The organism is Sphingomonas xinjiangensis, assembly GCF_014199255.1.
GTDB classification, from domain to species: domain Bacteria; phylum Pseudomonadota; class Alphaproteobacteria; order Sphingomonadales; family Sphingomonadaceae; genus Sphingomonas; species Sphingomonas xinjiangensis.
This window is the reverse complement of the sequence record NZ_JACIJF010000002.1, coordinates 37666-60607: the sequence shown is the minus strand read 5'-3', so window position 1 is coordinate 60607 and position 22942 is coordinate 37666. Positions and strand designations below refer to the sequence as shown.

Annotated in this window: 17 protein-coding genes and 1 pseudogene; 7 read left to right on the top strand and 11 right to left on the bottom strand. The window is 65.5% G+C overall.

The window, feature by feature from the left end:
- Positions 1-24: 24 nt before the first annotated feature.
- Positions 25-420 carry a hypothetical protein gene (locus FHT02_RS03570; RefSeq protein ID WP_184084359.1) on the bottom strand — a complete coding sequence of 132 codons (396 nt, stop codon included), beginning with the start codon at positions 418-420 and terminating at the stop codon, positions 25-27.
- Here FHT02_RS03570 and FHT02_RS03565 point away from each other — a divergent pair.
- Positions 397-927, top strand: coding sequence for an endonuclease domain-containing protein (locus FHT02_RS03565; protein WP_343056819.1), 531 nt, complete (start codon positions 397-399; stop codon positions 925-927). The genes FHT02_RS03570 and FHT02_RS03565 overlap by 24 nt on opposite strands.
- Before the next feature lie 17 nt (positions 928-944).
- On the opposite strand, the gene FHT02_RS03560 is transcribed toward FHT02_RS03565, so the two are convergent.
- Positions 945-2546: a carboxyl transferase domain-containing protein gene (locus FHT02_RS03560; protein ID WP_184084355.1), complete on the bottom strand. Its 1602-nt coding sequence runs from the start codon at positions 2544-2546 to the stop codon at positions 945-947.
- Between the two features lie 121 nt (positions 2547-2667).
- Here FHT02_RS03560 and FHT02_RS03555 point away from each other — a divergent pair, with 121 nt between their 5' ends.
- Positions 2668-4740, top strand: coding sequence for a M13 family metallopeptidase (locus FHT02_RS03555; RefSeq protein ID WP_184084353.1), 2073 nt, complete (start codon positions 2668-2670; stop codon positions 4738-4740).
- A gap of 119 nt (positions 4741-4859) precedes the next feature.
- Here the strand turns inward: FHT02_RS03555 and FHT02_RS21845 are convergent.
- The 7 genes and pseudogenes from FHT02_RS21845 to FHT02_RS03520 form a co-directional block, all read right to left on the bottom strand.
- Positions 4860-5099 (bottom strand): annotated as a pseudogene (locus tag FHT02_RS21845) (endonuclease domain-containing protein); the annotation flags it as partial.
- Between the two features lie 60 nt (positions 5100-5159).
- Positions 5160-6311, bottom strand: coding sequence for an isovaleryl-CoA dehydrogenase (locus FHT02_RS03545; protein WP_184085398.1), 1152 nt, complete (start codon positions 6309-6311; stop codon positions 5160-5162).
- A gap of 39 nt (positions 6312-6350) precedes the next feature.
- Positions 6351-6704, bottom strand: coding sequence for a Rieske (2Fe-2S) protein (locus tag FHT02_RS03540; RefSeq protein ID WP_343056818.1), 354 nt, complete (start codon positions 6702-6704; stop codon positions 6351-6353).
- A gap of 199 nt (positions 6705-6903) precedes the next feature.
- Entirely contained in the window at positions 6904-8184 is a 1281-nt protein-coding gene (gene hmgA, locus FHT02_RS03535) for a homogentisate 1,2-dioxygenase (RefSeq protein WP_184084351.1), read from the bottom strand.
- Positions 8185-8468: 284 nt separating this feature from the next.
- Complete coding sequence (hppD, locus tag FHT02_RS03530; protein WP_184084349.1) at positions 8469-9509, bottom strand: 4-hydroxyphenylpyruvate dioxygenase; 1041 nt, start codon at positions 9507-9509, stop codon at positions 8469-8471.
- Between the two features lie 64 nt (positions 9510-9573).
- Positions 9574-10920: an FAD/NAD(P)-binding protein gene (locus FHT02_RS03525; RefSeq protein WP_184084347.1), complete on the bottom strand. Its 1347-nt coding sequence runs from the start codon at positions 10918-10920 to the stop codon at positions 9574-9576.
- A 4-nt stretch (positions 10921-10924) separates the two neighbouring features.
- The gene (locus FHT02_RS03520; protein WP_184084345.1) at positions 10925-11191 is read right to left on the bottom strand and encodes a DUF6356 family protein; all 267 of its coding nucleotides are present in this window, start codon (positions 11189-11191) and stop codon (positions 10925-10927) included.
- A 114-nt stretch (positions 11192-11305) separates the two neighbouring features.
- Between FHT02_RS03520 and FHT02_RS03515 the strand changes: the two genes are divergently transcribed.
- A complete protein-coding gene (locus tag FHT02_RS03515) occupies positions 11306-13126 on the top strand; it encodes a DUF885 domain-containing protein (RefSeq protein WP_184084343.1) in 1821 nt (606 codons plus the stop codon).
- A gap of 62 nt (positions 13127-13188) precedes the next feature.
- Here the strand turns inward: FHT02_RS03515 and FHT02_RS03510 are convergent, their stop codons facing one another.
- Together FHT02_RS03510 and FHT02_RS03505 are read right to left on the bottom strand one after the other, a co-directional pair.
- Positions 13189-15006, bottom strand: a complete 1818-nt coding sequence (locus FHT02_RS03510; RefSeq protein ID WP_184084341.1) for a DUF885 family protein — start codon at positions 15004-15006, stop codon at positions 13189-13191.
- A 135-nt stretch (positions 15007-15141) separates the two neighbouring features.
- Positions 15142-16980 carry a DUF885 domain-containing protein gene (locus FHT02_RS03505; protein WP_246352175.1) on the bottom strand — a complete coding sequence of 613 codons (1839 nt, stop codon included), beginning with the start codon at positions 16978-16980 and terminating at the stop codon, positions 15142-15144.
- Positions 16981-17097: 117 nt separating this feature from the next.
- On the opposite strand from FHT02_RS03505, the gene FHT02_RS03500 reads away from it, so the two are divergent.
- From FHT02_RS03500 to FHT02_RS03485, 4 genes are all read left to right on the top strand, one after another.
- On the top strand, positions 17098-17703 hold the full coding sequence (locus tag FHT02_RS03500) for a TetR/AcrR family transcriptional regulator (RefSeq protein WP_184084339.1): 606 nt from the start codon (positions 17098-17100) through the stop codon (positions 17701-17703).
- A 313-nt stretch (positions 17704-18016) separates the two neighbouring features.
- Positions 18017-18406, top strand: coding sequence for a hypothetical protein (locus FHT02_RS03495; RefSeq protein WP_184084337.1), 390 nt, complete (start codon positions 18017-18019; stop codon positions 18404-18406).
- Positions 18403-19671 carry an efflux RND transporter periplasmic adaptor subunit gene (locus FHT02_RS03490; RefSeq protein ID WP_184084335.1) on the top strand — a complete coding sequence of 423 codons (1269 nt, stop codon included), beginning with the start codon at positions 18403-18405 and terminating at the stop codon, positions 19669-19671. The genes FHT02_RS03495 and FHT02_RS03490 overlap by 4 nt, the downstream gene beginning before the upstream one ends.
- A 77-nt stretch (positions 19672-19748) precedes the next feature.
- Positions 19749-22940: an efflux RND transporter permease subunit gene (locus FHT02_RS03485; RefSeq protein WP_184084333.1), complete on the top strand. Its 3192-nt coding sequence runs from the start codon at positions 19749-19751 to the stop codon at positions 22938-22940.
- The last annotated feature ends 2 nt before the right edge of the window (positions 22941-22942 follow it).

Here is a 22942-nt window from a genome sequence, read left to right as displayed (position 1 = left end):
GGCGATCTCCTGGAAGCGGCGCGTTCAGCATGCCACGCCGGCATTGCCGCGCAGGGTCTTACTGGTCTTGCCGTTGGTCAAGGTCAGTGTGGCTCCCCAGCCGGCGCTGTCGCTTTCGGGAAAGCCGTGGGTTGCGCCCGTCCTGCGCAGCCGCAGCGTGCGGCCCCCACAGAATAGGGGGCGCTTGGCGTCGGTGAAGGCATCCAGCTGTGCCTGGTCAAAGCGGCACAGCGCGAAACCCTGCGGCGTGCGGAGCATGAGGTCGCGGCCGATCGTGTAGAGCAGGGTTTTGGTCACTTGGTCGAAGGAGAAGGCGCAGCCGCTTTCCTGGGTGCGGTTCAGGTCGGCTTCGGTGAGGGGAAGGAGGTCGGTGGCCGGGGTTGCCGGCGTGATGAGATGAAGGGCGAGAGTGAGGAGCATGGGTACGTCCTAGATCCTCCCCGAGCTTGTCTCGGGGAGGGGGACCATGCGAAGCATGGTGGAGGGGCTTGCGGAATGTTCAAGGATCGATCGCCAAAGGGAACCAGTCGGACGGTGCACCAGGCGCGTCAACAGCGACGCACCATGAGCTTGCCAGAAGTGCTGCTGTGGCAGGTGCTCCGTCGTGCTCCTAAAGGGCTCAAGTTCAGACGACAGCATCCAACGGGACCCTATAGCCTCGACTTCTACTGCATCGCCGCTCGGCTGGCGATGGAGGTGGACGGTACCGCGCACGAATATGGCAGCAGGCCTGTTCGCGACTCCCGCGGAGACGCGTGGCTGGAAGCCGAAGGAATCGGTACGCTGCGCATACCGGCTAGCGAGCTCCTTCAGGACCTTGATGCTGTAGTACGCGCGGTACTGGATACCGCGCATTCGCGCTTGCCCCTCCACCGCCCCGCAAGGCGGGGCGGACCCCCTTCCCGAGCGAAGCTCGGGGAGGATTGAAGGCTCGCTTGTGTCCCTCACATCCGGAACACGCCGAACTGCGGGCGTTCGGGAATGGGGGCGTTGAGGGTGGCGGCGAGCGCAAGGCCGAGGACGTCGCGGGTTTGGGCGGGGTCGATGATGCCGTCGTCCCATAGCCGCGCGGTGGCGTGCCAAGGATTGCCTTCGTCCTCGTATTTGGCGCGGATCGGAGCTTTGAAGGCTTCGGCTTCCTGATCGCTCCATTTGTCTGCGTCGCGGTGGACGGTGGCGAGCACGCTCGCCGCTTGTTCGCCGCCCATCACGCTGATGCGGCTGTTGGGCCAGGAGAACAGGAAACGCGGATCATAAGCGCGGCCGCACATGCCGTAATTGCCCGCGCCGAAGCTGCCGCCGATCAGCAGGGTCAGCTTGGGCACGGTGGCGGTGGCGACGGCGGTGACCAGCTTGGCGCCGTGCTTCGCGATGCCTTCGGCCTCATACTTGCCGCCGACCATGAAGCCCGAGATGTTCTGGAGGAAGAGCAACGGCACGCGGCGCTGGCAGGCGAGTTCGATAAAGTGGGCGCCCTTTTGCGCGGACTCGCTGAACAGCACGCCGTTGTTCGCCAGGATCGCCACCGGCATGCCCCAGATATGCGCGAAGCCGCAGACCAGCGAGCTGCCATAGAGCGCCTTGAATTCGTGGAACTCCGATCCGTCGACGATGCGGGCGATGACTTCGTGGACGTCGTACGGCGCGCGGACGTCCTGGGGGACGATGCCGTACAGCTCCTCGGGCGCGTATCTGGGCGGGCGCGGATCGAGCAGCTTGAGGTCGGGGGTGCGATCGGCGGGCAAGTGTCTGACGATGTCGCGGACGATGGTGAGCGCATGCTCGTCATTCTCGGCGAGGTGATCGACCACGCCCGACTTGCGCGCATGCAGATCGCCGCCGCCCAGATCCTCGGCCGAGATGACTTCGCCGGTCGCGGCCTGGACCAAGGGTGGGCCGGCGAGGAAAATCGTACCCTGATTGCGGACGATCACGCTTTCGTCGGACATGGCGGGCACGTAGGCGCCGCCCGCGGTGCAGCTGCCCATCACGCAGGCGATCTGGGGGATGCCCTGTGCCGACATGTTCGCCTGGTTGAAGAAGATGCGGCCGAAGTGCTCGCGGTCGGGGAATACCTCCGCCTGGTGGGGGAGGTTGGCGCCGCCAGAATCAACCAGGTAGATGCAGGGCAGGCGGTTCTCCAGTGCGATCGCCTGGGCACGCAGGTGCTTCTTGACGGTGAGCGGGTAATAGGTCCCGCCCTTCACCGTCGCGTCGTTGCAGACGATCATCACGGTGCGGCCCGACACGCGGCCGATACCGGCGATCACGCCGGCGCCGGGGACCTCGTCGTCATACATGCCGTTGGCGGCGAGTTGGCCGATCTCCAGGAAGGGTGCGCCGGGATCGAGCAGGCGCTCGACGCGGTCGCGCGGGAGCAGCTTGCCGCGGGCGGTGTGGCGTTCGCGTGCCTTGTCGCTGCCGCCCAGCGCCGCTTGCGCGACGTCGCCGCGCAGGCGCTCGGCAAGCGCGCGGTTGTGCGCGGCGTTGGCGCGGAACGTCTCGCTCTCGGCCGAGACCTTGGTATCGAGCACCGGGGCGCTCATGCATCCTCCTTTATCGTTTGGCTGTGGTCCTAGACGCGGTGAACCGGGTTGGGAAGGACTGGCGTGGCACGCGCGGCGGGAGTAGCACCCGCGCAGCGTTTTCGTGTTCGGAGATCAAGCGTTGCCCAATCGCGCCCTGCTGCTCGCTGCCCTGCTCGCCACCACGGCCTGCACATCCGGCGGTGATGCGGCCAAGACCCAGTCGGCCTCGACCCAGCCGGGGATCGGCATCGATGTGGCGGGATTGAACAAGAGCGTGAAGCCGGGCGACGATTTCGAGGAATATGCCAATGGCGGCTGGCGCGCGAAGACCGAGATCCCGGCCGACCGTTCGAGCACCGGCGTGTTCCTGGAAGTGTTCAACAAGGCCGAAGCGAACAACGCCGCAATCGTCCAGGCCGCGCTGAAGGCGAACGCGGCGGTGGGCAGCGACCAGCGCCGCATCGCCGATTGGTACAATGCCTATACCGATACCGCGGCGATCGAGCAGCGGGGCTTGGCGCCGCTGGGCGAGGAAATGGATGCGATCGCCTCGCTGGCGGACAAGAAGGCGCTGTCGGCGATGCTGGGCGGCAATATCCGCGCCGATGTCGATCCCCTGAACGCGACGAATTTCGAGACCGAGAACCTGTTCGGCATCTTTGTAACGCAGGCACTGAGTAAGCCCGACACGACCGTGCCGTATCTGCTCCAGGGCGGGCTGGGGCTGCCGGACCGCGATTATTATGTGTCGGACACGCCGGCAATGACGAAGGTCCGCGGCCAGTATCGGGCCTATGTCGGCAAGCTGCTGAGCCTGGCCAACGTGACCGAGCCCGACGCACGCGCGCAGCGGATCGTCGAGCTGGAGACCAAGATCGCCCGGGCGCACGCCGACATCGTGACCAGCCAGGACGCGAGCAAGGCCAACAACCCCTGGAAGCAGGCAGACTTCGCGGCCAAGGCGCCCGGCATCGACTGGGGTGCGTTCTGGAACGCGGCGGGGTTGGCGCAGCAGCAGGACTTCATCGTCTGGCAGCCCGGCGCGGTCGCCGGTATCGCCAAGCTGGTGGCGAGCGAGCCGCTCCAGACCTGGCAGGACTGGCTGACCTTTCACCGCATCAACGAAGTCACCGATGTGCTGCCGGCGGCGTTCGACCAGGCCCATTTCGAATTCTACAGCCACCAGCTGAGCGGCACGCCCAAGCAGCGCGCGCGCGACAAGCGGGCGATCGCCAGCCTGAACAGCTGGCTGGGCGATGCGGTGGGGCAGCTCTACGCCAAGGATTATTTCCCCGCCTCGTCCAAGGCCGATATCCAGACGATGGTGAAGGGTATCCTCGCCGCGTTCGACAAGCGCGTCGCCGCGCTCGACTGGATGGCGCCCGCCACCAAGGCCGAGGCGCGCCGCAAGATCGAGACGATGCAGGTCGGAGTCGGCTATCCGGAAAAGTGGCGCAGCTATGCCGCGCTGGACGTGAAGGCCGACGATCCGGTCGGCAATTTCCGCCGCGCGCAGCTGGCCGAATACCGCCATCAGCTCGGCAAGATCGGCAAGCCGGTAGATCGCGGCGAATGGTGGATGACGCCGCAGACGGTGAATGCCGTCAATCTGCCGCTGCAGAACGCGCTGAACTTCCCAGCGGCGATTCTCCAGGCGCCCTTCTACGATCCGGGCGCCGATGCGGCGTCGAACTATGGTTCGATCGGCGCAGTGATCGGGCATGAGATCAGCCACAGCTTCGACAATCTAGGATCGACTTTCGACGCCAGTGGCCGGCTGCGCAACTGGTGGACCAAGGAGGATTTGGCGCATTTCAACGACGCTGGCGCCGCGCTGGTGGCGCAATATAACGCCTATGAAGCGTTGCCGGGGCTGCATCTCAACGGCAAGCAGGAGTTAGGCGAGAACATCGCCGACGTGGCGGGGCTGACCGCGGCGTACGAAGCGTATCACGCCGCGCTTGGCGGGAAGCCTGCGCCGGTGATCGGCGGGCTAACTGGCGACCAGCGCTTCTTCCTGGCCTTCGCGCAGAGCTGGCGCGACAAGAGCCGCGAACAGCAACTCCGCGCGCGGATCGCCACTGACGTGCACGCGCCCTCGCGCTTCCGCGCGCAGACGGTGCGGAACCTTGACGCGTGGTATGGCGCGTTCGGTGTGCAGGCGGGGCAGAAGCTGTTCCTGGCGCCCGAGAGAAGGGTGAAGGTGTGGTGATCTAAGATCCTCCCCGGCCTGGGGAGGTGGCGCGCGTAAGCGTGACGGAGGGGGAGGTTAGCGACCGCTCTCGATCGCGTCCCGCCAGGTAATCGCCACGATTTCGGCCAGGCGTCGCGCGCCGCGTCCCGCCTGGGCCGGCCACCGCGTGCATGTGCCTCGCCATCGACTTCGATCGCCAGCTTGGCCGGCGCGCAGTAGAAATCGAGCACATAAGGGCCGCCGGCATGCTGCTTGCGTAAGCGCAGTCCCGCTTCGTTGCGCCGCGGTGCAAGCCAGAGCGGAATTTCCGGCGGAGTCATCTGCTGGCGAAGTTCTTTGGCGGTGTGGCTGCTGGTTTCAGATCGTCCAAGGCGCATCGCTGGCCTCCCCCTCCGTCGCCTTCGGCGCCATCTCCCCTGGCGAGGGAGGATTGAAGATCAGCTCCCGATCAGCTCGCGGCCGATCAGCATGCGGCGGATTTCGTTCGTCCCCGCACCGATGTCGAGCAGCTTGGCGTCGCGGGCGAAGCGTTCCACCGGCCAGTCCTTGGTGTAACCGGCGCCGCCCAGCGCCTGAATCGCCTCCAACGACACGCGCACGGCGTTCTCGCTTGCCAGCAGGATTGCGCCGGCGGCATCGAAACGCGTGGTCCTGCCCGCGTCGCAGCTCTTGGCGACGGCATAGACATAGGCGCGTGCGGAATTGAGTGCGACATACATGTCGGCGACCTTGGCCTGCATCAGCTGGAAGGCGCCGATCGGCTTGCCGAATTGTTTGCGCTCACGAAGGTACGGCAGGACTATGTCGAGGCAGGCCTGCATGATGCCAAGCTGGATGCCGGCGAGTACCGTGCGCTCATAATCGAGCCCCGACATCAGCACGCCGGCGCCGCCGTTTACCGGGCCCATGACGTTCGCGTCAGGCACTTCGCAATCGTCGAATACCAGCTCGGCGGTGGGCGAGCCACGCATGCCCATCTTGTCGATCTTCTGGCCGATCGCGAAGCCGGGCATGTTCTTCTCGATCAGAAAGGTGGTGATGCCCTTCGAGCCCTCGCCGGTCTTGGCATAGACCACCAGCGTATCGGCATAGGCCGCGTTGGTGATCCAGAATTTGGTGCCGTTGAGCACATAGCCGCGGTCGGTCTTTTCGGCGCGAAGCTTCATGCTGATCACGTCCGATCCGGCGCCGACTTCGGACATCGCCAGGCTGCCGACATGTTCGCCCGAGATCAGCTTGGGGAGGTACTTGGCTTTCTGCTCGGGGTTCGCCCAGCGGGCGATCTGGTTGACGCACAGGTTGGAGTGCGCGCCATAGCTGAGCCCGATCGAGGCCGAGGCGCGGCTGACTTCCTCGCACGCGATGACATGCTCGAGATAGCCCAGACCCAGTCCGCCCTGATCCTCGGGCACGGTGATGCCGTGCAGGCCGAGCTCGCCCATCGCCGTCCAGAGTTCGTCGCGCGGGAACCAGTCCTCGGCATCGATACGCGCGGCCAGCGGCTCAATGCGGTCCTTGGCGAAGCGCGCCGTCGTCTCGCGGATCATGTCGGCATTGTCGCCGAGCGCGAAGTCGAAATCGGGGGTCATGGTCATCCTCATCCTGTTATATTTTTATGGGCTTTGCCCTCAGGCGGTCACGAGCATGCCGTCGCGTACCGTTATCGGCCAGGGCTGTAGCGAGGCGCCGCCGCAAGGACCACCCACGCAGTACCCATCTTCGATCCGGAAGAAGGCGCCGTGCCACGAGCACATCAGATACTCGCCGCCGGGCGCGACATAGTCGTCGAGTTCCTGGGCAAGCGGCAGGCCCATATGCGGGCATCGGTCGACATAGCCGTGCACCGCCTCGCCCTGACGGACGATGAAGCCGTGGAAGCGCCCGGCGCGCAGTTCGATGACGAAGCTGCGGGCATGGCCGTCTGCGATGAGGGTGAGGGGGCCGAGGCTGACATTCGGCGGTGTGGTGGTGAGGCGATCCACTCCTATTTGCCTCCCCGCTTGAGGGGGAGGCCGCGAGACGTAGCGCACGTATTGCGGTTAGTCGCAGCGGGAGAGGGGGAGCGGCGCGTCGCGCCGCGCGAGCCCGTGGCTCGCGACCCTCTCCAAGCTCCGCTAGCCAGCGGGCTGGCAAGCGTCGCTATCCTCGCCCGTAAAGGGGGAGGAGGGAGACCATTCCTACTCACGCCGGCAATTGCGCCTTCGGGAAGCCTGCCCAGGCCGCATCGTAATCGGGCTGGGCGTGCTCCAGTGCGTACGCGGTCGGCCGGTACGGCCAGCACGACTCCACCATGAACGCCATGGTGCCGTCGATCTTGTGCGGCTTCAGCTCGGCGTTGCTGGCGCCCTGCCAGCTTGCGACGTCCGGTCCGTGACCGGCCATCAAATTGTGCAGCGACAGCCCGCCTGGCGCGAAGCCGTCGGCCTTGCCGTCATAGGCGCCGTGGATCAGCCCCATTGCCTCGGACATGATGTTGCGGTGGAACCAGGGCGGGCGGAAGGTGTCCTCGGCTACCATCCAGCGCGGCGGGAAAATGACGAAGTCAGCATTGGCGCGGCCTGGCACGTCGCTGGGCGATGTCAGCACCGTGAAAATCGACGGATCGGGATGGTCGAAGCTGACCGTGTTGATCGTGTTGAACCGTGCCAGATCATAGCGCCACGGCGCGAGGTTGCCGTGCCAGGCGACCACGTCGAGCGGCGAGTGGTCGAGGCTAGTTATCCACAGACTTCCCAACGACTTTTGCACAACCTCGAACGGATCATCACGATCCTCGAACCAGGCGGCAGGCGTCTCGAAGTCGCGCGGATTGGCCAAGCCATTCGCGCCGATCGGGCCGAGATCGGGCAGGCGGAACAGTGCGCCGTGATTTTCGGCGACATAGCCGCGCGCCTCGCCGTCGGGAAGTAGCGCGCGGAAGCGGACGCCGCGCGGGACCAGCGCGATCTGGCCGGGCGCGACATCGATGCGGCCCATCTCGGTGAGGAGTTGCAGCCTGCCTGCCTGGGGAATGAACAGCAGCTCGCCATCGGCATTCATGAACACGCGCGTGTCCATGTCCTTGTTGGCGGCATAGATGTGGACGGCGACACCTTCGAGGTCGGCAGGGTCGCGATTGGCGAGCATGGTGGTCATGCCGTCAATCAGGTCGACTGGCTCGGCGGCGGCGGGCAGGGGGTTCCAGCGCAAGCGGTTGGGAGCCAGCGGCGCCTTGTCCGTGCCGGGCGCAAACCGATTGGCACCCTGGTAGCGCGTGTAAGGCGGGTGCTCGGCGGTGGGGCGCAGGCGGTATAGCCAGGACCGGCGGTTCTCGTGGCGCGGCGCAGTGAAGGCGGTGCCGGACAGCTGCTCGGTATAGAGGCCGAAGGCGGGCTTCTGGGGCGAATTGCGGCCTTGGGGCAGTGCGCCGGGCACAGCCTCGGTGGAAACGTGATTGCCGAAGCCGGGATGGTAGTCGATCATTCTTTACTCCCAACCTCCTCCCCTGAACGGGGGAGGATAGCGAAGCTTGGAGAGGGTGAGCGGCGCGCATGCGCCGCGCAATTTGCACTGCAAATCGCTCCTTCTCCTCCCACCGCTGCGCGGCGGGCCCCTCCCTCTCCCGCAAGGGGAGAGGGCATTCAAGCAAGATGAGGGAGAAACGCCTGCGCGCATCTCCCTCATCCTCCTGCGGCTCCCCTCGCTCGGATCTTGAGGACGTTATCTTTCGGGGCCGGGTTGATCCCGGCTCTCCTCTCCAAACTTGATCAGGCGTCGACTTTAATCACGCCGCGGCGGATCTGGTCGAGCTCGATGCTCTCGAACAGTGCCTGGAAGTTGCCGTTGCCGAAACCTTCATTGCCCTTGCGCTGAATGATCTCGAAAAAGATCGGGCCGAACATGTTCTCGGTGAAGATCTGGAGCAGCAGGCCTTCGCCGCGCTCGACCGACCCATCGATCAGGATGCGGTTTTTCCGCAGCCGCTCCAGGTCTTCGCCGTGGCCGGGCACGCGCTTGTCGACCAGCTCGAAATAGGTTTCGATCGTGTCCTGAAGCTTCACGCCGCGTTCGCGCAGGCGCTCCACTGTGTCGTAGATATCGTCGGTGGTCAGGGCGAGGTGCTGGATGCCTTCGCCCTTATACTCGCGGATGAATTCCTCGATCTGGCTCTGGTCGTCCTTGCTCTCGTTCAGCGGGATGCGGATCGCTTTGTCCGGCGCGATCATCGCCTGGCTGAACAGCCCGGTGGCCTGGCCCTTGATGTCGAAATACTTCTGCTCTTCGAAGCCGAACAGCGTCTTGTAGAACTCCGACCACACCCGCATCTGCCCGCGGCGGACATTGTGGGTGAGATGGTCGAGCAGGTCGAGCCCGACATTGTTCTCGGCTTCCGCCTGCTGCCAGCCGGGCACTTCCTGCCAATCGGCGTACAGATCGACGCCGTCCTGGATGAAGTAGAGGTACGAGCCGCCGATACCCTGGATGACGGTATCATCTTCGTCGGTTCGCTCGCCGCCATGCTGGAGCGCCCAGTCGAACGCAGCCTTGGGATCGCTGACGCGGAATGCCATCGCACTGGCCGAGGGGCCGTGTGCCGCGCGGAAATCGGCGACGCGACCACTCTCGTCGCGGTTGAGCATCAGGTTGATCCGGCCCTGCTTGTAGCGGGTGATCGCTTTGCGCGGATGCTGGTGAGTGGGAACGAAGCCCATCTGTTCGAACTGCTTCGCCATCGCCTCAGGATCGGGCGAAGTGAATTCCACGAACTCGAATCCGTTGAGGCCGAGCGGGTTGGCTGCGTCGTTCATGAAGGCGTGTTTACCGTGCCAGCCACGATAGTGTCAATTGATACTATCGTGGCTGGCGCACGTCTTACAGCCCTTCGCCGCCGACCCAATGTGCGTTCGAGAGACGTCGGGCGACGCTCCAGGTCTGAGTGCGGATGTCGGGCACCGCGACGATCTCCCAGAACGCGCCGCGCGTCATCGGGCCGAGCGCGTAGAGGTTGGCGTTGGGCTCGCCCGCGGCGTTGATCGTCTGCGCCTGATTGTCGACTTCGATGCCGAGATGCGCAGGGTCTGGGCGGATGCAGCCACGCTCGGCAAGGCGGCGCAGCAGCGGCTCCGCGCTGCGGCTGAGGTCGCCGAGCGGACCGGTGCAATTGATGATCCGCTGAGCGAGCAGGCGCTCGGCGCGATCGGCGCCGCGACGGCGGAAGCGGACCTGCACGCCATCGGCCTGTTCGGCAAAGTCGAGCGTCTTGCCAGCGATTACTTTGAGCTGGCCGCGGTCGAGCAGTGCCTGGAGCCGGGCATGAACCTGGGGCGCGAGGCGGTGGCGGTGGACGTCCCACCAGGGGCGGAGGTGGCGCAGGAAGCGCCCGCGCTCGGCATCGGTGGCATTGCCCCACATCGATTGAGTGAAGGGGCGAAGTTCGTCCACGGCGTTTCGCCAGCCCACCGCCTCGCCGCGGCTGCGGACATTGCGGAGCAGCGACGAGGCGACCGTGGCCGGACGCTCGTTTATCCGCTGCCAGTTGCTGCCAGCGGCGTGCGGGCGGGGGAGCAGCCCGCGGCGTGAAAGCGCGACGATGCGGCCGCGAAAGCCGCGCGAGTCGAGCAGCAGCACGACGTCGACCATCGTGAGCCCGGTGCCGATCACCAGCACGGTATCGTCGTCTGCCAGATCCTCAGGCACGCTGGGATGCCAGGGATCGCCCTTGTAGCGGGTGGGCGACAGCAGCGCCGGATCGAGGCCGGGCGGATCATGCGGGGGCAGGTTGCCGACCGCGAGCACGGCGGCGTCGGCCTCCAGCGTGCGGTTGGCGAGCTTCAGGCGGACGGTCGGGCCGGTTTCGAGATCGCAGACTTCGTCGCGGATCAGGGTGAGGCGGCCGCTCGACGTGCGCAGCGCTTCTTCGAGCAGCTCGCGCAGATACTCGCCATAGGTAGTGCGCGGGATGAACGCGGCGGGGGCGTCGGCCACGCCGCGCGCTTCCAGCCAGCGCACGAAATGTGCGGGATCGTCTGGAAAGGCGCTCATGTTCGCCGCGCGGACGTTCAGCACATGGCCGGGATGCGCGGCGCCATAGGCCAAGCCAGTGCCGGCAACGGGCGCGCGTTCGATCAGCGTGGCGCGAGGCCCTTCGTGGCGGAGCAGGTTGATCGCCTGGAGCGTGCCCGAAAAGCCCGCCCCTATGATCGCGACATGGTTGATCAATCGATCAGATCTCGTATTCGAGCTGCCACTCGGGCTGCTGGAAGGCGGGCTTGTCCTGCGCAAATGCCGGCTGGCGCGCCTTCATCTGGGCGTAGAGCCGCTTCACCGTGTCGCTGGCGGTGCGGGCGAACAGCTGGGGCAGCACGGCGTGGACGATGCACGCGGCACCGCCGACGATCATCGCGACGCCGAAGCGGGTCGCGGTCGCGGCATGCTCGCCATAGCTTTCGCCGACGCTGCGGGGGTGGGCGAGGAAGATGCGGTCGATCATGCGTGTAGCTTAAGCCTTGGCTGCGTGCTTGTGAACCTGTCGCGCGCCCGATTGCAGGCGTTGCGCGGCGGTTCGCAATCGCTACCGTGTGCAACAAGTTGCAGGGAGGTTTGGATGAAGCGGGTCTATCTGGCGTGTCTGATGGCGGCGTGTGCGGCGGCGCCGCTCATGGCGCAGACGCAGCCGACGAAGTCGGCGACCACGGCGCCGAGCACGCAGGATCAGCGGCTCACCACCTTTCTCGATGCGGCATTCGACGAGGCGGTGGCGCTCAGCCCCGAGCAGATGACCAGCCTGGGGCTGAAGACGCACTATGACCGGCTCGACGATTATACCAAGGCCGCGGAGCAGCGCCGGCTCGCGCTGGCCGAGCGGCAGCTGGCCGACATGAAGCGGCAGTTCGATCCTGCGAAGCTGAGCATGATGGGACGGCTGAGCTATCGATTGTTCGAGAAGAATGTCGAGACGGCTCGGCGCCAGGCCAAGTTCAGCGACTATGGCTTCCCCGTGTCGACCAATGGCAGCCCGGCGGGGCAGATTCCGGTGTTCCTGATCAACGAGCATCGCGTCGACAGCGTCGAGGATGCGCGCGCTTATGTCGCCCGGCTGATCGACAGCGAACGGGTGATGCGCGAAGTCTCGGCGCAGATGCGCGAGCAGGCGGCGAAAGGCATCGTTCCGCCCAAGATGGTGTTCGCGCCCGCCCGCGGCGACGCGCAAAAAGTGATCACTGGCGCCCCGTTCGATAATGGGGCCGACAGCACGATCCTGGCTGATTTCCGCAAGAAGGTTGGCGGGCTGACCGCGCCGGAGGCGACCAAGGCGCAGCTGATCGAGCAAGCGCAGGCGGCGGTTACGGGTCCGTTCAAGCGCGGTTTCGACACGCTGTTCGCCACGCTGGATGCGATCGAGCCGCAGGCCAAGGGCAATGACGGGGCATGGAGCCTCCCAGGCGGCGACGCTTATTACCAGTCGCAGCTGGCCTTCTACACGACCACTGACCTCACCGCCGATCAAATCCACCAGACCGGTCTGGCCCAAGTGAAAGCGATCCGCGCCGAGATGGAGCGCGTGAAGGCGCGGATCGGTTTCACAGGCAGCCTGGAGGCGTTCTTCGACGCGATCCGCACCGATCCCCAGTATAAATATCCCAACGACGAAGCCGGCCGCGAACAGTATCTGAACGACGCGCGCGCGGTGATCGCCAAGATGATGGCGACGGGGCCGCGCTTCTTCCATCGCCTGCCGGAGGCGAAGCTGGAAGTGCGTGCGGTGGAGAAATGGCGGCAGGAGACCGCGGCGGTCGCCTTCTACAACCGTCCGGCGCCGGACGGGTCGCGGCCGGGCATCTTCTACGTCAATCTGGCCGACATGAACCAGGTGAACAAGCAGCAGGTCAACGCGATTGCCGTGCACGAAGGCGCGCCGGGGCACCACTTCCAGATCGCCCGCGCGCAGGAGTTGCAGGGCCTGCCCAAGTTCCGCCGCTTCGGCTTCTATGGCAGCTATATCGAGGGCTGGGGGCTCTACACCGAGCGGCTGGCACAGGAGATGGGCGCCTATCCGACGCCCGACACCGAATTCGGCATGCTGTCGCTTCAGATGTGGCGCGCGATCCGCATGGTGGTCGACACCGGCATGCATTCCAAGCGCTGGAGCCGCGAACAGGCGGTCGCGTTCTTCCAGAAGAACTCGCCGCTGTCGCAGCGCGACATCGTCAAGGAAGTCGACCGCTACATCAACAATCCCGGCCAGGCGACGAGCTACATGGTCGGGCAGCTGAAGATCGCCGGGCTTCGTGCCAAGGCGGAGAAGGCGTTGGGACCGCGCTTCGACATCCGCGACTTCCATGAGGTGGTGCTGGCGAACGGCGCGCTGCCGCTCGATGTACTGGAAGAGCAGGTCGACGCGTATATCGCCGCCAAGCGAGGGTGAAGCGATCGCATCGGTGTAACAAAATCCTCCCCTTACGGGGAGGATCTTCTGCCGGTTTCCGCTTAAGCTTTCAGCATCCGCTCGCTCACCACGCGCTCCAGGACGGTGAGCGGCATGGGACCTTCTGCCAGGATCGCGTGGAAGGCGCGCGGATCGAAGCGTGCGCCCTGCTTGCGTTTCACCTGGTCGCGCAGGCGGGTCCAGACGGTGTGGCCGATCTTGTAGCTGCATGCCTGCCCCGGCCAGGCGGTGTAGCGGTCGATTTCACCCTGGCTGCGGCCGCGGGCGATGCCGGTGGTGGCGATCAGATAGTCGGTCGCCTTTTCCCGGCTCCAGCGCTTGTGGTGCATGCCTGAGTCCACCACCAGCCGGGTGGCGCGGAACAGCAGTGACTGGAGATAGCCGACCTGGCCGAGCGGGTTGCCCTCATACATACCCATCTCGTCGGCAAGCTGTTCGGCGTAGAGCGCCCAGCCTTCGCTATAGCCGCTGAAGAAAGTGCGGCGGCGGATCAGCGGGATGCTGGTCGATTCCAGCGCGGTCATCACCTGAAGATGATGGCCCGGGACCGCCTCGTGGTGCGTCAGCGTCGCGAGGCCGAATTTTGGCCGGTCGAAGGTGTCGCGCAGGTTGATGAAATAGATCGCCGGGCGCGAACCGTCGAGCGAGGCATTTTCGTAATAGCCGCCCGGCGCGCCGGCCTGGATCGACGGCGGCACGCGGCGGACTTCCACCGGTGCCTTGGGCAGCGTGGCGAACTGCTCGGGCAGGCGCTTGGCCATCGCCTCAATCTGGGTGTTGAGCGCGGCGAGCAGCGCCTCGCGACCCGGATCGGTGTTGGGGAAGAGCTGGTCGGGGCGTTCATTCAGCGCCACCAGCCGCGCCCCGACGCTGCCCTGCGTCAGCCCCTGCGCCTTTAGGATCGTGTCGATGCGGGCGCTGATCTGCGCGACCTGGTCGAGCCCGAGCTTGTGGATTTCGTTGCCGGTCAGCTTGGCGGTGGTCGCTGCCTCCGCCGCTGCCTGGTAATAGGCCTCGCCATCTGGCAGGCGCCAGACTCCCGCGTCGTGCGTCGCCTTGGCACGCAATTCGGTGACCAGCGCGCGTTGGCGGTCCAGCGCCGGGAAGACGCGGTCGGCGACGATCCGCTCAGCCTTGGCAGTGTAGCTGTCGGGAAGTCCGGCGGCCTTCAGCTTGGTGGCGAGCGAGGCGACCATCACGGTCGCGCCCGGCTGCTGGTCGCGCAACGCGGCGAGTTGCTTCAGCGTGGTGTCGAGCAGGTAATCGGGAGCGAACACGCCACGCGCGGCATCGGCCCGCTGGCGCTGGGTGTCGTCGTCTATCGCCCGTTCGAAAGCAGAGAGCCGGGCGAGATAGGCGTCGGCATCGGCGGCGTCCTTGACGCGGTGCTGCGAGTCGAGGAAGTCCGGGACGTTGCGGTACGCGCCGGTCAGTTGGCTGAGCACATAGGGAGCGTAGCGGCCCATGCTGGCGCCATAGGTGAAGCGCTCCCCGCCCGCGATCGCGGCCTGAAGCTGATAAGCGATGACTTCATAGTCGAGCCGCGCCGAAGGTGAGAGCGAGGAGGGCTTGATCGCGCGCAACTCGGCGAGCTCGCGCTTGGCGCGGGCAAGATCGGCGGCTGCTCCCTTGGCGGAATCGTCGCCCAGCCGGGACTTCAGCGCCGCGCGTTCCCCGGTGTCGAGGCCGAGGCGGGTCGCGCCTTCGGGATCGTTCTGGAGCCGATCATAGAAGAACCGGTCGAGCAGGCTGCGCAGGCGGGTGTCGGCTGCGGATTGGTCGGCGGCATGCGCTTCCGCGGGGAGGGTCGCGGCGAGCGTAGCGGCGCTGGCGCTACCGATAAAGGAACGACGATCCACTGAATACTCCCCGCTGGTTCAATGCTTTGCACTCTGTTCGGCTGCTCGCGGCGCGGCAAGCACAAACCGATATGTCCCGCTCGGCGATGGATCATCAGGGGCTCGGCGCCGCACACGGCACAGAGCCCCCGAAGGTCATGATCGCTGCGCCGCGATCCAGCGGTCGATCTTCTGCTCGAGAATTGACATGGGCAGTGAGCCGGTCATCAGCACCTGCGCGTGGAACGCCTTCAGGTCGAACTTGCTGCCCAGCGCCTTCTCCGCTTTGGCGCGTAGTTCCAGGATCTTGAGCTGGCCGATCTTGTAGGCGAGGGCCTGGCCCGGCATGGCGATGTAGCGTTCGACTTCGCTGGTCGCATCGGTGCGGCCCATCGAGCTGTTGTCGAGCATGTACTTGATCGCCTGATCGCGGGTCCAGCCCTTGGCATGGATGCCCGAATCCACCACCAGCCGCATTGCGCGCAGCATTTCGTCGTTCAGGCCGCCGAAGCGCTGATACGGATCGGTTTCCATGCCCAGCTCGTCCCACAGCGTCTCGGCATAGAGGGCCCAGCCTTCGACATAGGCGGTGTTGCCGCCAAAACGCATGAAGTTAGGGAGCGCCTCGTTTTCCTGCGCCAGGCTAATCTGGAAATGGTGCCCCGGCGCGCCTTCGTGCAGGTAGAGCGTCTCTTGGCCCCAGGTCGAGCGCGAGGGTAGGTCGTAGCTGTTATAGTAGAACACGCCCGGCCGCGATTCGTCCGGCGCACCTTGCATGTACGATCCGCCGGCGTCGGTCTTCTCGCGATAGTCCGGCACCGCGCGGATCTCGAGCGCAGTCTTGGGCAGGGTGGAGAAGATCGTGCCGACGCGCGCATCCACGCGCTTGCCGATGGCGTAATATTCGTCACGCAGCGCTTCCTTGCTGGCCGGGCGGAACTTGGCGTCGGTGCGCAGATATTCAAAGAACGCCGGCAGGTCGCCCTTGAACCCCGTCTGGGTCATCACCGCCTCCATTTCGCGGTGGATACGCGCGACTTCGCGCAAGCCGAGCTGGTGCACGTCGTCGGCGGAAAGTGGCAGCGTCGTGTTTTGCTGGATCAAGAAGGCATATAGCTTCGGGCCTCCCTTCATGCTGACCAGGCCCACGCCCTCCCGCGCGGCGGGCAGATATTCCGTGGAAAGGAAGTCGCGCAGGCGCTGATAGGCCGGTCGGATTTCGTCCCGGATCACCGCTGTGGTTTGGTCGCGAAGCCGCGCCTGATCCGCAGCGGAGATGTCTGCTGGGAAGGTCTTGAGCGGCGCGTAGAAAGTTGATCCTTCAACGCCCTGCGCCAATTGAAGATCGAGCTGGTCGATGACGTTGCGAACCACGAGCTTGGGCTGGACCACGCCTGAAGCCATGCCCTGCCGGAAGCGGACGATCGACTGGTCGATCAGCCAGGCATAACGGTGATGGCGGCTGATGCTGTCCTGGTAATCCTTGACCGTCTTGTAGGGTGCCGCGCCCTGGCCCGAGGCGAGGTCAGGATAAAAAGTGTGCAAGCCGGTGAAGTGATCGATCGGTCGCACCGCGTTCAGGGACAGGATCTCCGGGCTGAGCGAGCGCAGGGTGAGCGCGGTCTGCCACTTGAAGACGTCGTAAGCGAGTTGGTCGGTCGCCGAGAGCGCGGCGCGATCGATGCGGCCTAGCGCGGCCAGATCCTTCTTGCCCGCCATGCGCTCCGCATCGAAATACGCGTCGGTAATGAAGTCGCCGAGTTGATCGGCGTAGCGCATGTCGCCGCGGAACAGCGCATTGAGGGGGTTGCGGCGAAGATTATCCTCATCGCTTTGCTTGAAGAGCGCGTGAAGAGCGGCGGACGCGGCGGCTTGGTGCGCGGGCCGCCCCGCTTGCTGCGTGGCGGCGGCGGGAGGTGTCCTCCCGGTGGCAGGAGACGTGCAGACCAGCAGCAGCGCTGCCGCGGATACCGTGTTCAGAAGAGGAATGCGCAAGATCGTGCCCCACTATGACTGTGTTGCATCGATGCGGCACTGCGCAGCGCGTGACAAGCGGAGTTTGGTGCGGTTGTTACTGGACTTCGGCCAGTTTCGCCTTATGTACCGATCATTATGAAAATCGGTTGCGCAGTTAAAGGTCGCCCGCGCGAGTTCGATCCAGACACCGCGCTTGCCGCGGCGTTGCGAGTCTTCTGGACCAAAGGCTATGAAGGCGCGTCGCTGAGTGAACTGACCGAGGCGATGCACATCACCAGGCCGAGTCTGTACGCGTCCTTCGGCAACAAGGAGGCGCTCTTCAAGAAAGCGCTCGACCTGTATGAGCGCGAAAAGCTCGATTATATCGGCGAGGCGTTGAAAGAGCCTACGGCCCGCAAGGTCGCCGAGCATTTGTTGCGCAGCGCGCTGCAGATGCAGATGAGCAGTTGCGACCCCAAGGGGTGCCTGGGCGTCATCAATGCCGTGGCATGCGGCGACGAAGCCGAGTCGATCCGCGCCGAGGTTATCTTGCGCGGGCGGATCGCGAAGGACCTGATCGTCCGGCGTTTCGAACGCGCCAAGGCCGAGGGCGACCTGCCAGCCCATGCCGATCCCGTCGGGCTCACCAGCTATGTCACAGCGATCATGCAGGGGCTTGCCGTACAAGCGGGGGCAGGCGCCTCGTGCGGGGATCTGAAGGCCCTGATCGACACCAGCCTCGCGATGTGGCCGGCGCGATAATCGCTGCTTCCAACCCGGGTCTCGACAAAAAATACCGTACGGTATAAAAAGCGATTGACCCGCAGCGGCAGAGTTTCTATACCAAGCAGTACAGAAGGCGGATGGGGTGAAGCGGTGCTGAGGGAGAGCGCATCGCAACCCGAACTTCAACAGAACGGCAGGTAGTACGAGGTTGTGTGGTGCGCAGGGTTGCCTGCGCAAGCGCCGCTTCGTGCCCTTCGAACACAAGGATCGGAGAAGTCGGCGGGAGAGGTCCCGCACGGCACGGGGGCGCACGCCTTCATCCGACACGAACCCAGGAGGAGGCGTTATCATGGCGTATCTCAACTTCAGCGAAGTGCAGGGCGGTGCTGCGGCGACCGTTGTCAAACGAACTGCGAAAAGCGGGTTTTCCGCGCTCGAATGGTCGGTGGTGGCGATCGCCCAAAAGGATCGGCTGTCGAGCCTGAACAAGCCGGGCCGGATGGCCGTGGCGCTGGGCGTCATCTTCGGCGGCTTCAAGGGCGATCCGAGTTTGGCCGACCCGCAGCTCGAGGCGCTGCGCCGCCTCGCGGTGCTTGCCTGGCACCATGGCTATGCCGTCCCGCGCCACGAGATCGGCGCGTTCCACGCGGCGGGCTACACCGCCGATCAATATGAAACCCTGCTGGCCAGCATCAGCCGCGGCCGCTCGGCCCTGAACCAGGGAAAGCGATTTCGATGAACATGATATCTCCGATCGAGAATGAAGAAGCCCGCGCGGATCGGTCCGCTCAGGCGGGCGGGTTGAAGGGCTGGCGGCGCGCCGGGCTGATCGCCCTGCCGGTCGCGCTGGTCGCAGCCGGTCTCGGTATTGCATACAAGGATGCGCCAGCCGCGGCTGCGGCGCCGCCGCTTCCAGTGGTCACGGTGGCCACGCCGCTGGTGCGCGAAGTCAACGAATGGGACGAATATGTCGGCCGCTTCGAGCCCAGCCGGGCAGTGGAAGTGCGCCCGCGCGTCTCCGGCGCGGTGACCGGCGTGCACTTCACCGATGGCGCCGTGGTCCAAAAAGGCCAATTGCTGTTCACCATTGATGCGCGGCCTTTCACTGCCGCCTTGGCCGAAGCGCGTGCCGGCCTGGCCAGCGCCCAAAGCGATCTCGCCCTGGCCCGTACCGATCTGGCCCGCGCCCAGCGGTTGGCCGCGGTCGACGCGGTGTCGCGCAGCGATGTCGAGCGGTTGCAGGCGCGGGTGCGTGCCGGCAATGCCGCGGTGGCAGCGGCGCAGGCCCGGGTCCGCAGCCGTGCGCTGGAGGTCGAGTTCACCCAGGTCCGTGCGCCGATCGCTGGCCGCATCTCCGATCGCCGCGTCGACGCCGGCAATCTGGTCGCGGCGGGCGAAGGGCAGGGCGGTTCGCTGCTGACCACCATCAACGCGCTGGACCCGATTTATTTCACCTTTGACGGTTCCGAAGCGCTGTTCCTCAAGACCAAGCGCGCACGGGAGGCCGGGGCGCAGGCCTCGCCCGCCGAGATCCGCTTGCAGGACGAAACCGACTATCGCTGGAAGGGGCGGCTGGATTTCACCGACAATCGCCTCGACGCGCGGTCGGGCACGATCCGCGGACGCGCGGTGCTGAGCAATCCGGGCATGTTCCTGACGCCCGGCATGTTCGGCAATATGCGCCTGTCCTCGGGCGGTACCGAACGCGCGCTGATGGTGCCGGATGCCGCGATCCAGACCGACCAGGCCCGCAAGCTGGTGCTGACCGTCGCCGCCGACAACAGCGTCACGCCCAAGCCGGTGGAGCTGGGTCCGGTGATCGACGGGCTGCGCATCGTCCGCAGCGGGCTGACTCCGCAGGACCGCGTGGTGATCGCTGGCACGCAAATGGCGATGCCCGGCGCAAAGGTGCAGCCCAAGCCGGGCAAGATCGCACCGGCGCAAGCCGCGCAGACCCAAGCCGTTACCGCACCGGTCACGGGCGAGGCGACCTTCGCCCGCTGACCCGTCAGCCGCCGGGCGGTCCCCAAGTGTCCGGCGGCTGACACCCTTATTCAGATCCCTTCACGAGGAGTGGCCCCATGCGCCTCTCACGGTTCTTCATCACGCGCCCGATCTTCGCGGCGGTTATCTCGGTGATCATCACGATCATCGGTGCGATCGCCTATCTGGCGCTGCCGATCTCCCAATATCCCGATATCGTGCCGCCCACGGTGACGGTCACCGCCAGCTATCCCGGCGCATCGGCAGAGACTGTCGCCGAGACCGTCGCCGCGCCGATCGAACAGGAGATCAACGGCGTCGACGACATGCTCTACCAGTCGTCGCAATCGACCGGCGATGGCGCGGTCACGATCACCGTCACCTTTAAGTCGGGCACCGACCTGGATGCCGCGCAGGTGCTGGTGCAGAACCGCGTCGCGGTTGCCGTGCCGCGCCTCCCTGAGGAGGTGCAGCGCCTGGGCGTGGTGACGCGCAAGACCACGCCGGACTTCCTGATGGTCGTCAACCTGATCTCGCCCGACAACTCGATCGATCGCAGCTACATCTCCAACTATGCGCTGACGCAGGTGAAGGACCGCCTGGCCCGCATCGAGGGTGTGGGTGACGTGCGCATGTTCGGTGCGCGCGATTATGCCATGCGCGTGTGGATCGACCCTGGTCGAGCGGCAGCGCTGAACCTCACCGCGGGCGATATTGTCCAGGCGCTGCGGGCGCAGAATATTCAGGTCGCTGCCGGTACGCTCGGCCAGCCAGGTTCCGCGCCCACCGGCAATGCCTTCCAGCTCAACGTGCAGACGCAAGGGCGACTGAAGGACGCAGGCGAATTCGGTCAGGTCGTGATCCGCACCGATGGGGATGGCCGCCAGGTGCGGGTGAGCGACGTCGCGCGCGTCGAACTGGGTGCCGCGGACTATTCATCGAACACCTATCTGTCGAACCAGCCGACGGTGATCCTCGGCGTCTTCCAGCGCCCGGGCTCGAACGCGCTCGCCTCTGCGCAGGCGATCGAGCAAGAACTTCAGACGATGTCGAAGGACTTCCCGAAGGGCCTTGAATATCGCGTGATCTACAACCCGACCGAGTTCATCGCCCAGTCGATCGACGCCGTCTATCACACGCTGGGTGAGGCGATCCTGCTGGTCGTGCTGGTGGTGATCGTGTTCCTCCAGAAGTGGCGGGCGGCGATCATCCCGGTGGTGGCGATCCCGGTGTCGCTGATCGGCACGATGGCGGCGCTGCTGCCGCTCGGCTACTCGCTCAATAACCTCTCGCTGTTCGGCCTGGTGCTGGCGATCGGTATCGTCGTCGACGACGCGATCGTGGTGGTGGAGAATGTCGAGCGCAACCTGGCGCGCGGTATGACGCCGCTCCAGGCGGCGCAGACCTCGATGGACGAAGTGTCGGGCGCGCTGGTTGCGATCGTGCTGGTGCTGTTGGCGGTGTTCCTGCCGACTCTGTTCCTTAACGGCCTATCAGGCGCATTCTACAAGCAGTTTGCGGTCACCATCTCGGCGGCCACGGCGATTTCGCTGCTCGTGTCGCTGACGCTGTCGCCGGCGCTCGCCGCGCTGCTGCTGCGCCATCACGAGGCCGCGCCCAAGGGACGGATCGGCCGCTTCACCCAAGGCGCGGCCGACCGGTTCAACCGCGGCTTCGAGCGGATGAGCGAAGGCTATGCCCGGCTGACGCAAAAGCTGGTCACGCGCCCCAAGCGGATGATGGTAACCTATGTCGGTCTGATCGCCGCCACCATCGCCACCTTCTGGGTGACGCCGGTCGGTTTCATCCCGGCCCAGGACCAAGGCTATTTCCTCACCGTGATCCAGCTGCCGCCGGGTTCGTCGCTCGAGCGCACCGACGACGTGATGCGCAAGGTCGTCGCGCGCATCCTGCCGATCCCGGGTGTCAAAGGTTCGGTGATGCTTGCCGGCTTCGACGGCCCATCACAGACCCTCGCGCCGAACAGTGCGGCCGCCTATGTCCCGCTGCAATCCTTCGAAGAGCGCAAGAAGCTGGGCGTTACGTATGCCGGCATCATGGACGAGGCGCGCAAGCGCACCGCCGACATTAACGAGGCGATGTTGCTCGTCGTGCCGCCGCCGCTGATTCAGGGCATCGGCTCTGCCGGCGGGTACCGGATGATGGTCGAGGATCGTGCCGAGCATGGCTATGAGGCACTGGGCAAGACCGCGTTCGGGCTGATCGGCAAGGCTAATCAGGCCGAAGGCCTGCAGCAGATCTATACCTTCTTCAACACGGCCACGCCGCGCGTGTTCGCCGATATCGACCGGCGCAAGGCGGACCTGCTGGGCGTGCCGCCCGAGCGGGTGTTCGAGGCGCTGAACGTCTATCTCGGCTCGGCCTTCGTCAACGACTTCAACATGTTGGGGCGCACGTATCGCGTCACCGCGCAGGCCGATGCCCCGTTCCGGGCGACCGAAGCGGACATCGCCAACCTGAAGACGCGGTCGAACTCGGGGGCGATGGTGCCGATCGGATCGGTGTCGACGTTCGAGAACAAGACCGGGCCGTACCGCGTCACGCGCTACAATCTGTTTCCAGCCGTCGAGGTCGATGGCGATACCGCGCCGGGTTACAGCTCGGGACGCTCGCTGATGACCATGGAGAAGCTCGCGAGCGAGTTGCCGCCCGGCTACTCCGCCGAGTGGACCGGCATTGCCTTCCAGCAGAAGATGGCGGGAAGCACGGCTGGGTTGGTGTTCGCGCTGGCGGTGCTGTTCGTCTTCCTGGTGCTGGCTGCGCAGTATGAAAGCCTGACCATGCCGCTGGCGATCATCCTGATCGTGCCGATGTGCCTGTTGGCGGCGATGGGCGGGGTAATCCTGCGGGGCATGGATAACAATGTCCTTACCCAGATCGGCTTGGTCGTGCTGATCGCGCTGGCGGCCAAGAACGCGATCCTGGTGGTCGAGTTCGCCAAGCAGGCCGAGGATGAGGACGGGCTGTCGCCGGTGGAAGCCGCGGTGCGTGCCGCGCGCGACCGTCTGCGCCCAATCCTGATGACATCGTTCGCCTTCATCCTGGGCGCGGTGCCGCTGCTGATCGCCACCGGCGCCGGCGCGGAGCTTCGCCAGACGCTGGGCACCGCGGTGTTCTTCGGGATGATGGGCGTGACTGCATTCGGCCTGCTCTTCACGCCAACCTTCTATGTCGTCTGCCGTGGCCTTGGCGAGCGGATCGCCCGCAATCGCCGCGCCCGTGCCGCCCGCAAGGGTAGCGGCGACGTTCACCTCCAGCCCGCTGAATAAGG

What these genes read in the sequence shown, in the direction of transcription:
- FHT02_RS03565 (WP_343056819.1), top strand. Translation starts at nt 397, where the DNA reads ATGAAGGGCGAGAGTGAGGAGCATGGGTACGTCCTAGATCCTCCCCGA.
- FHT02_RS03570 (WP_184084359.1), bottom strand. Translation starts at nt 420, where the DNA reads ATGCTCCTCACTCTCGCCCTTCATCTCATCACGCCGGCAACCCCGGCC.
- FHT02_RS03560 (WP_184084355.1), bottom strand. Translation starts at nt 2,546, where the DNA reads ATGAGCGCCCCGGTGCTCGATACCAAGGTCTCGGCCGAGAGCGAGACG.
- FHT02_RS03545 (WP_184085398.1), bottom strand. Translation starts at nt 6,311, where the DNA reads ATGACCCCCGATTTCGACTTCGCGCTCGGCGACAATGCCGACATGATC.
- hmgA (WP_184084351.1), bottom strand. Translation starts at nt 8,184, where the DNA reads ATGATCGACTACCATCCCGGCTTCGGCAATCACGTTTCCACCGAGGCT.
- hppD (WP_184084349.1), bottom strand. Translation starts at nt 9,509, where the DNA reads ATGAACGACGCAGCCAACCCGCTCGGCCTCAACGGATTCGAGTTCGTG.
- FHT02_RS03520 (WP_184084345.1), bottom strand. Translation starts at nt 11,191, where the DNA reads ATGATCGACCGCATCTTCCTCGCCCACCCCCGCAGCGTCGGCGAAAGC.
- FHT02_RS03515 (WP_184084343.1), top strand. Translation starts at nt 11,306, where the DNA reads ATGAAGCGGGTCTATCTGGCGTGTCTGATGGCGGCGTGTGCGGCGGCG.
- FHT02_RS03500 (WP_184084339.1), top strand. Translation starts at nt 17,098, where the DNA reads ATGAAAATCGGTTGCGCAGTTAAAGGTCGCCCGCGCGAGTTCGATCCA.
- FHT02_RS03495 (WP_184084337.1), top strand. Translation starts at nt 18,017, where the DNA reads ATGGCGTATCTCAACTTCAGCGAAGTGCAGGGCGGTGCTGCGGCGACC.
- FHT02_RS03490 (WP_184084335.1), top strand. Translation starts at nt 18,403, where the DNA reads ATGAACATGATATCTCCGATCGAGAATGAAGAAGCCCGCGCGGATCGG.
- FHT02_RS03485 (WP_184084333.1), top strand. Translation starts at nt 19,749, where the DNA reads ATGCGCCTCTCACGGTTCTTCATCACGCGCCCGATCTTCGCGGCGGTT.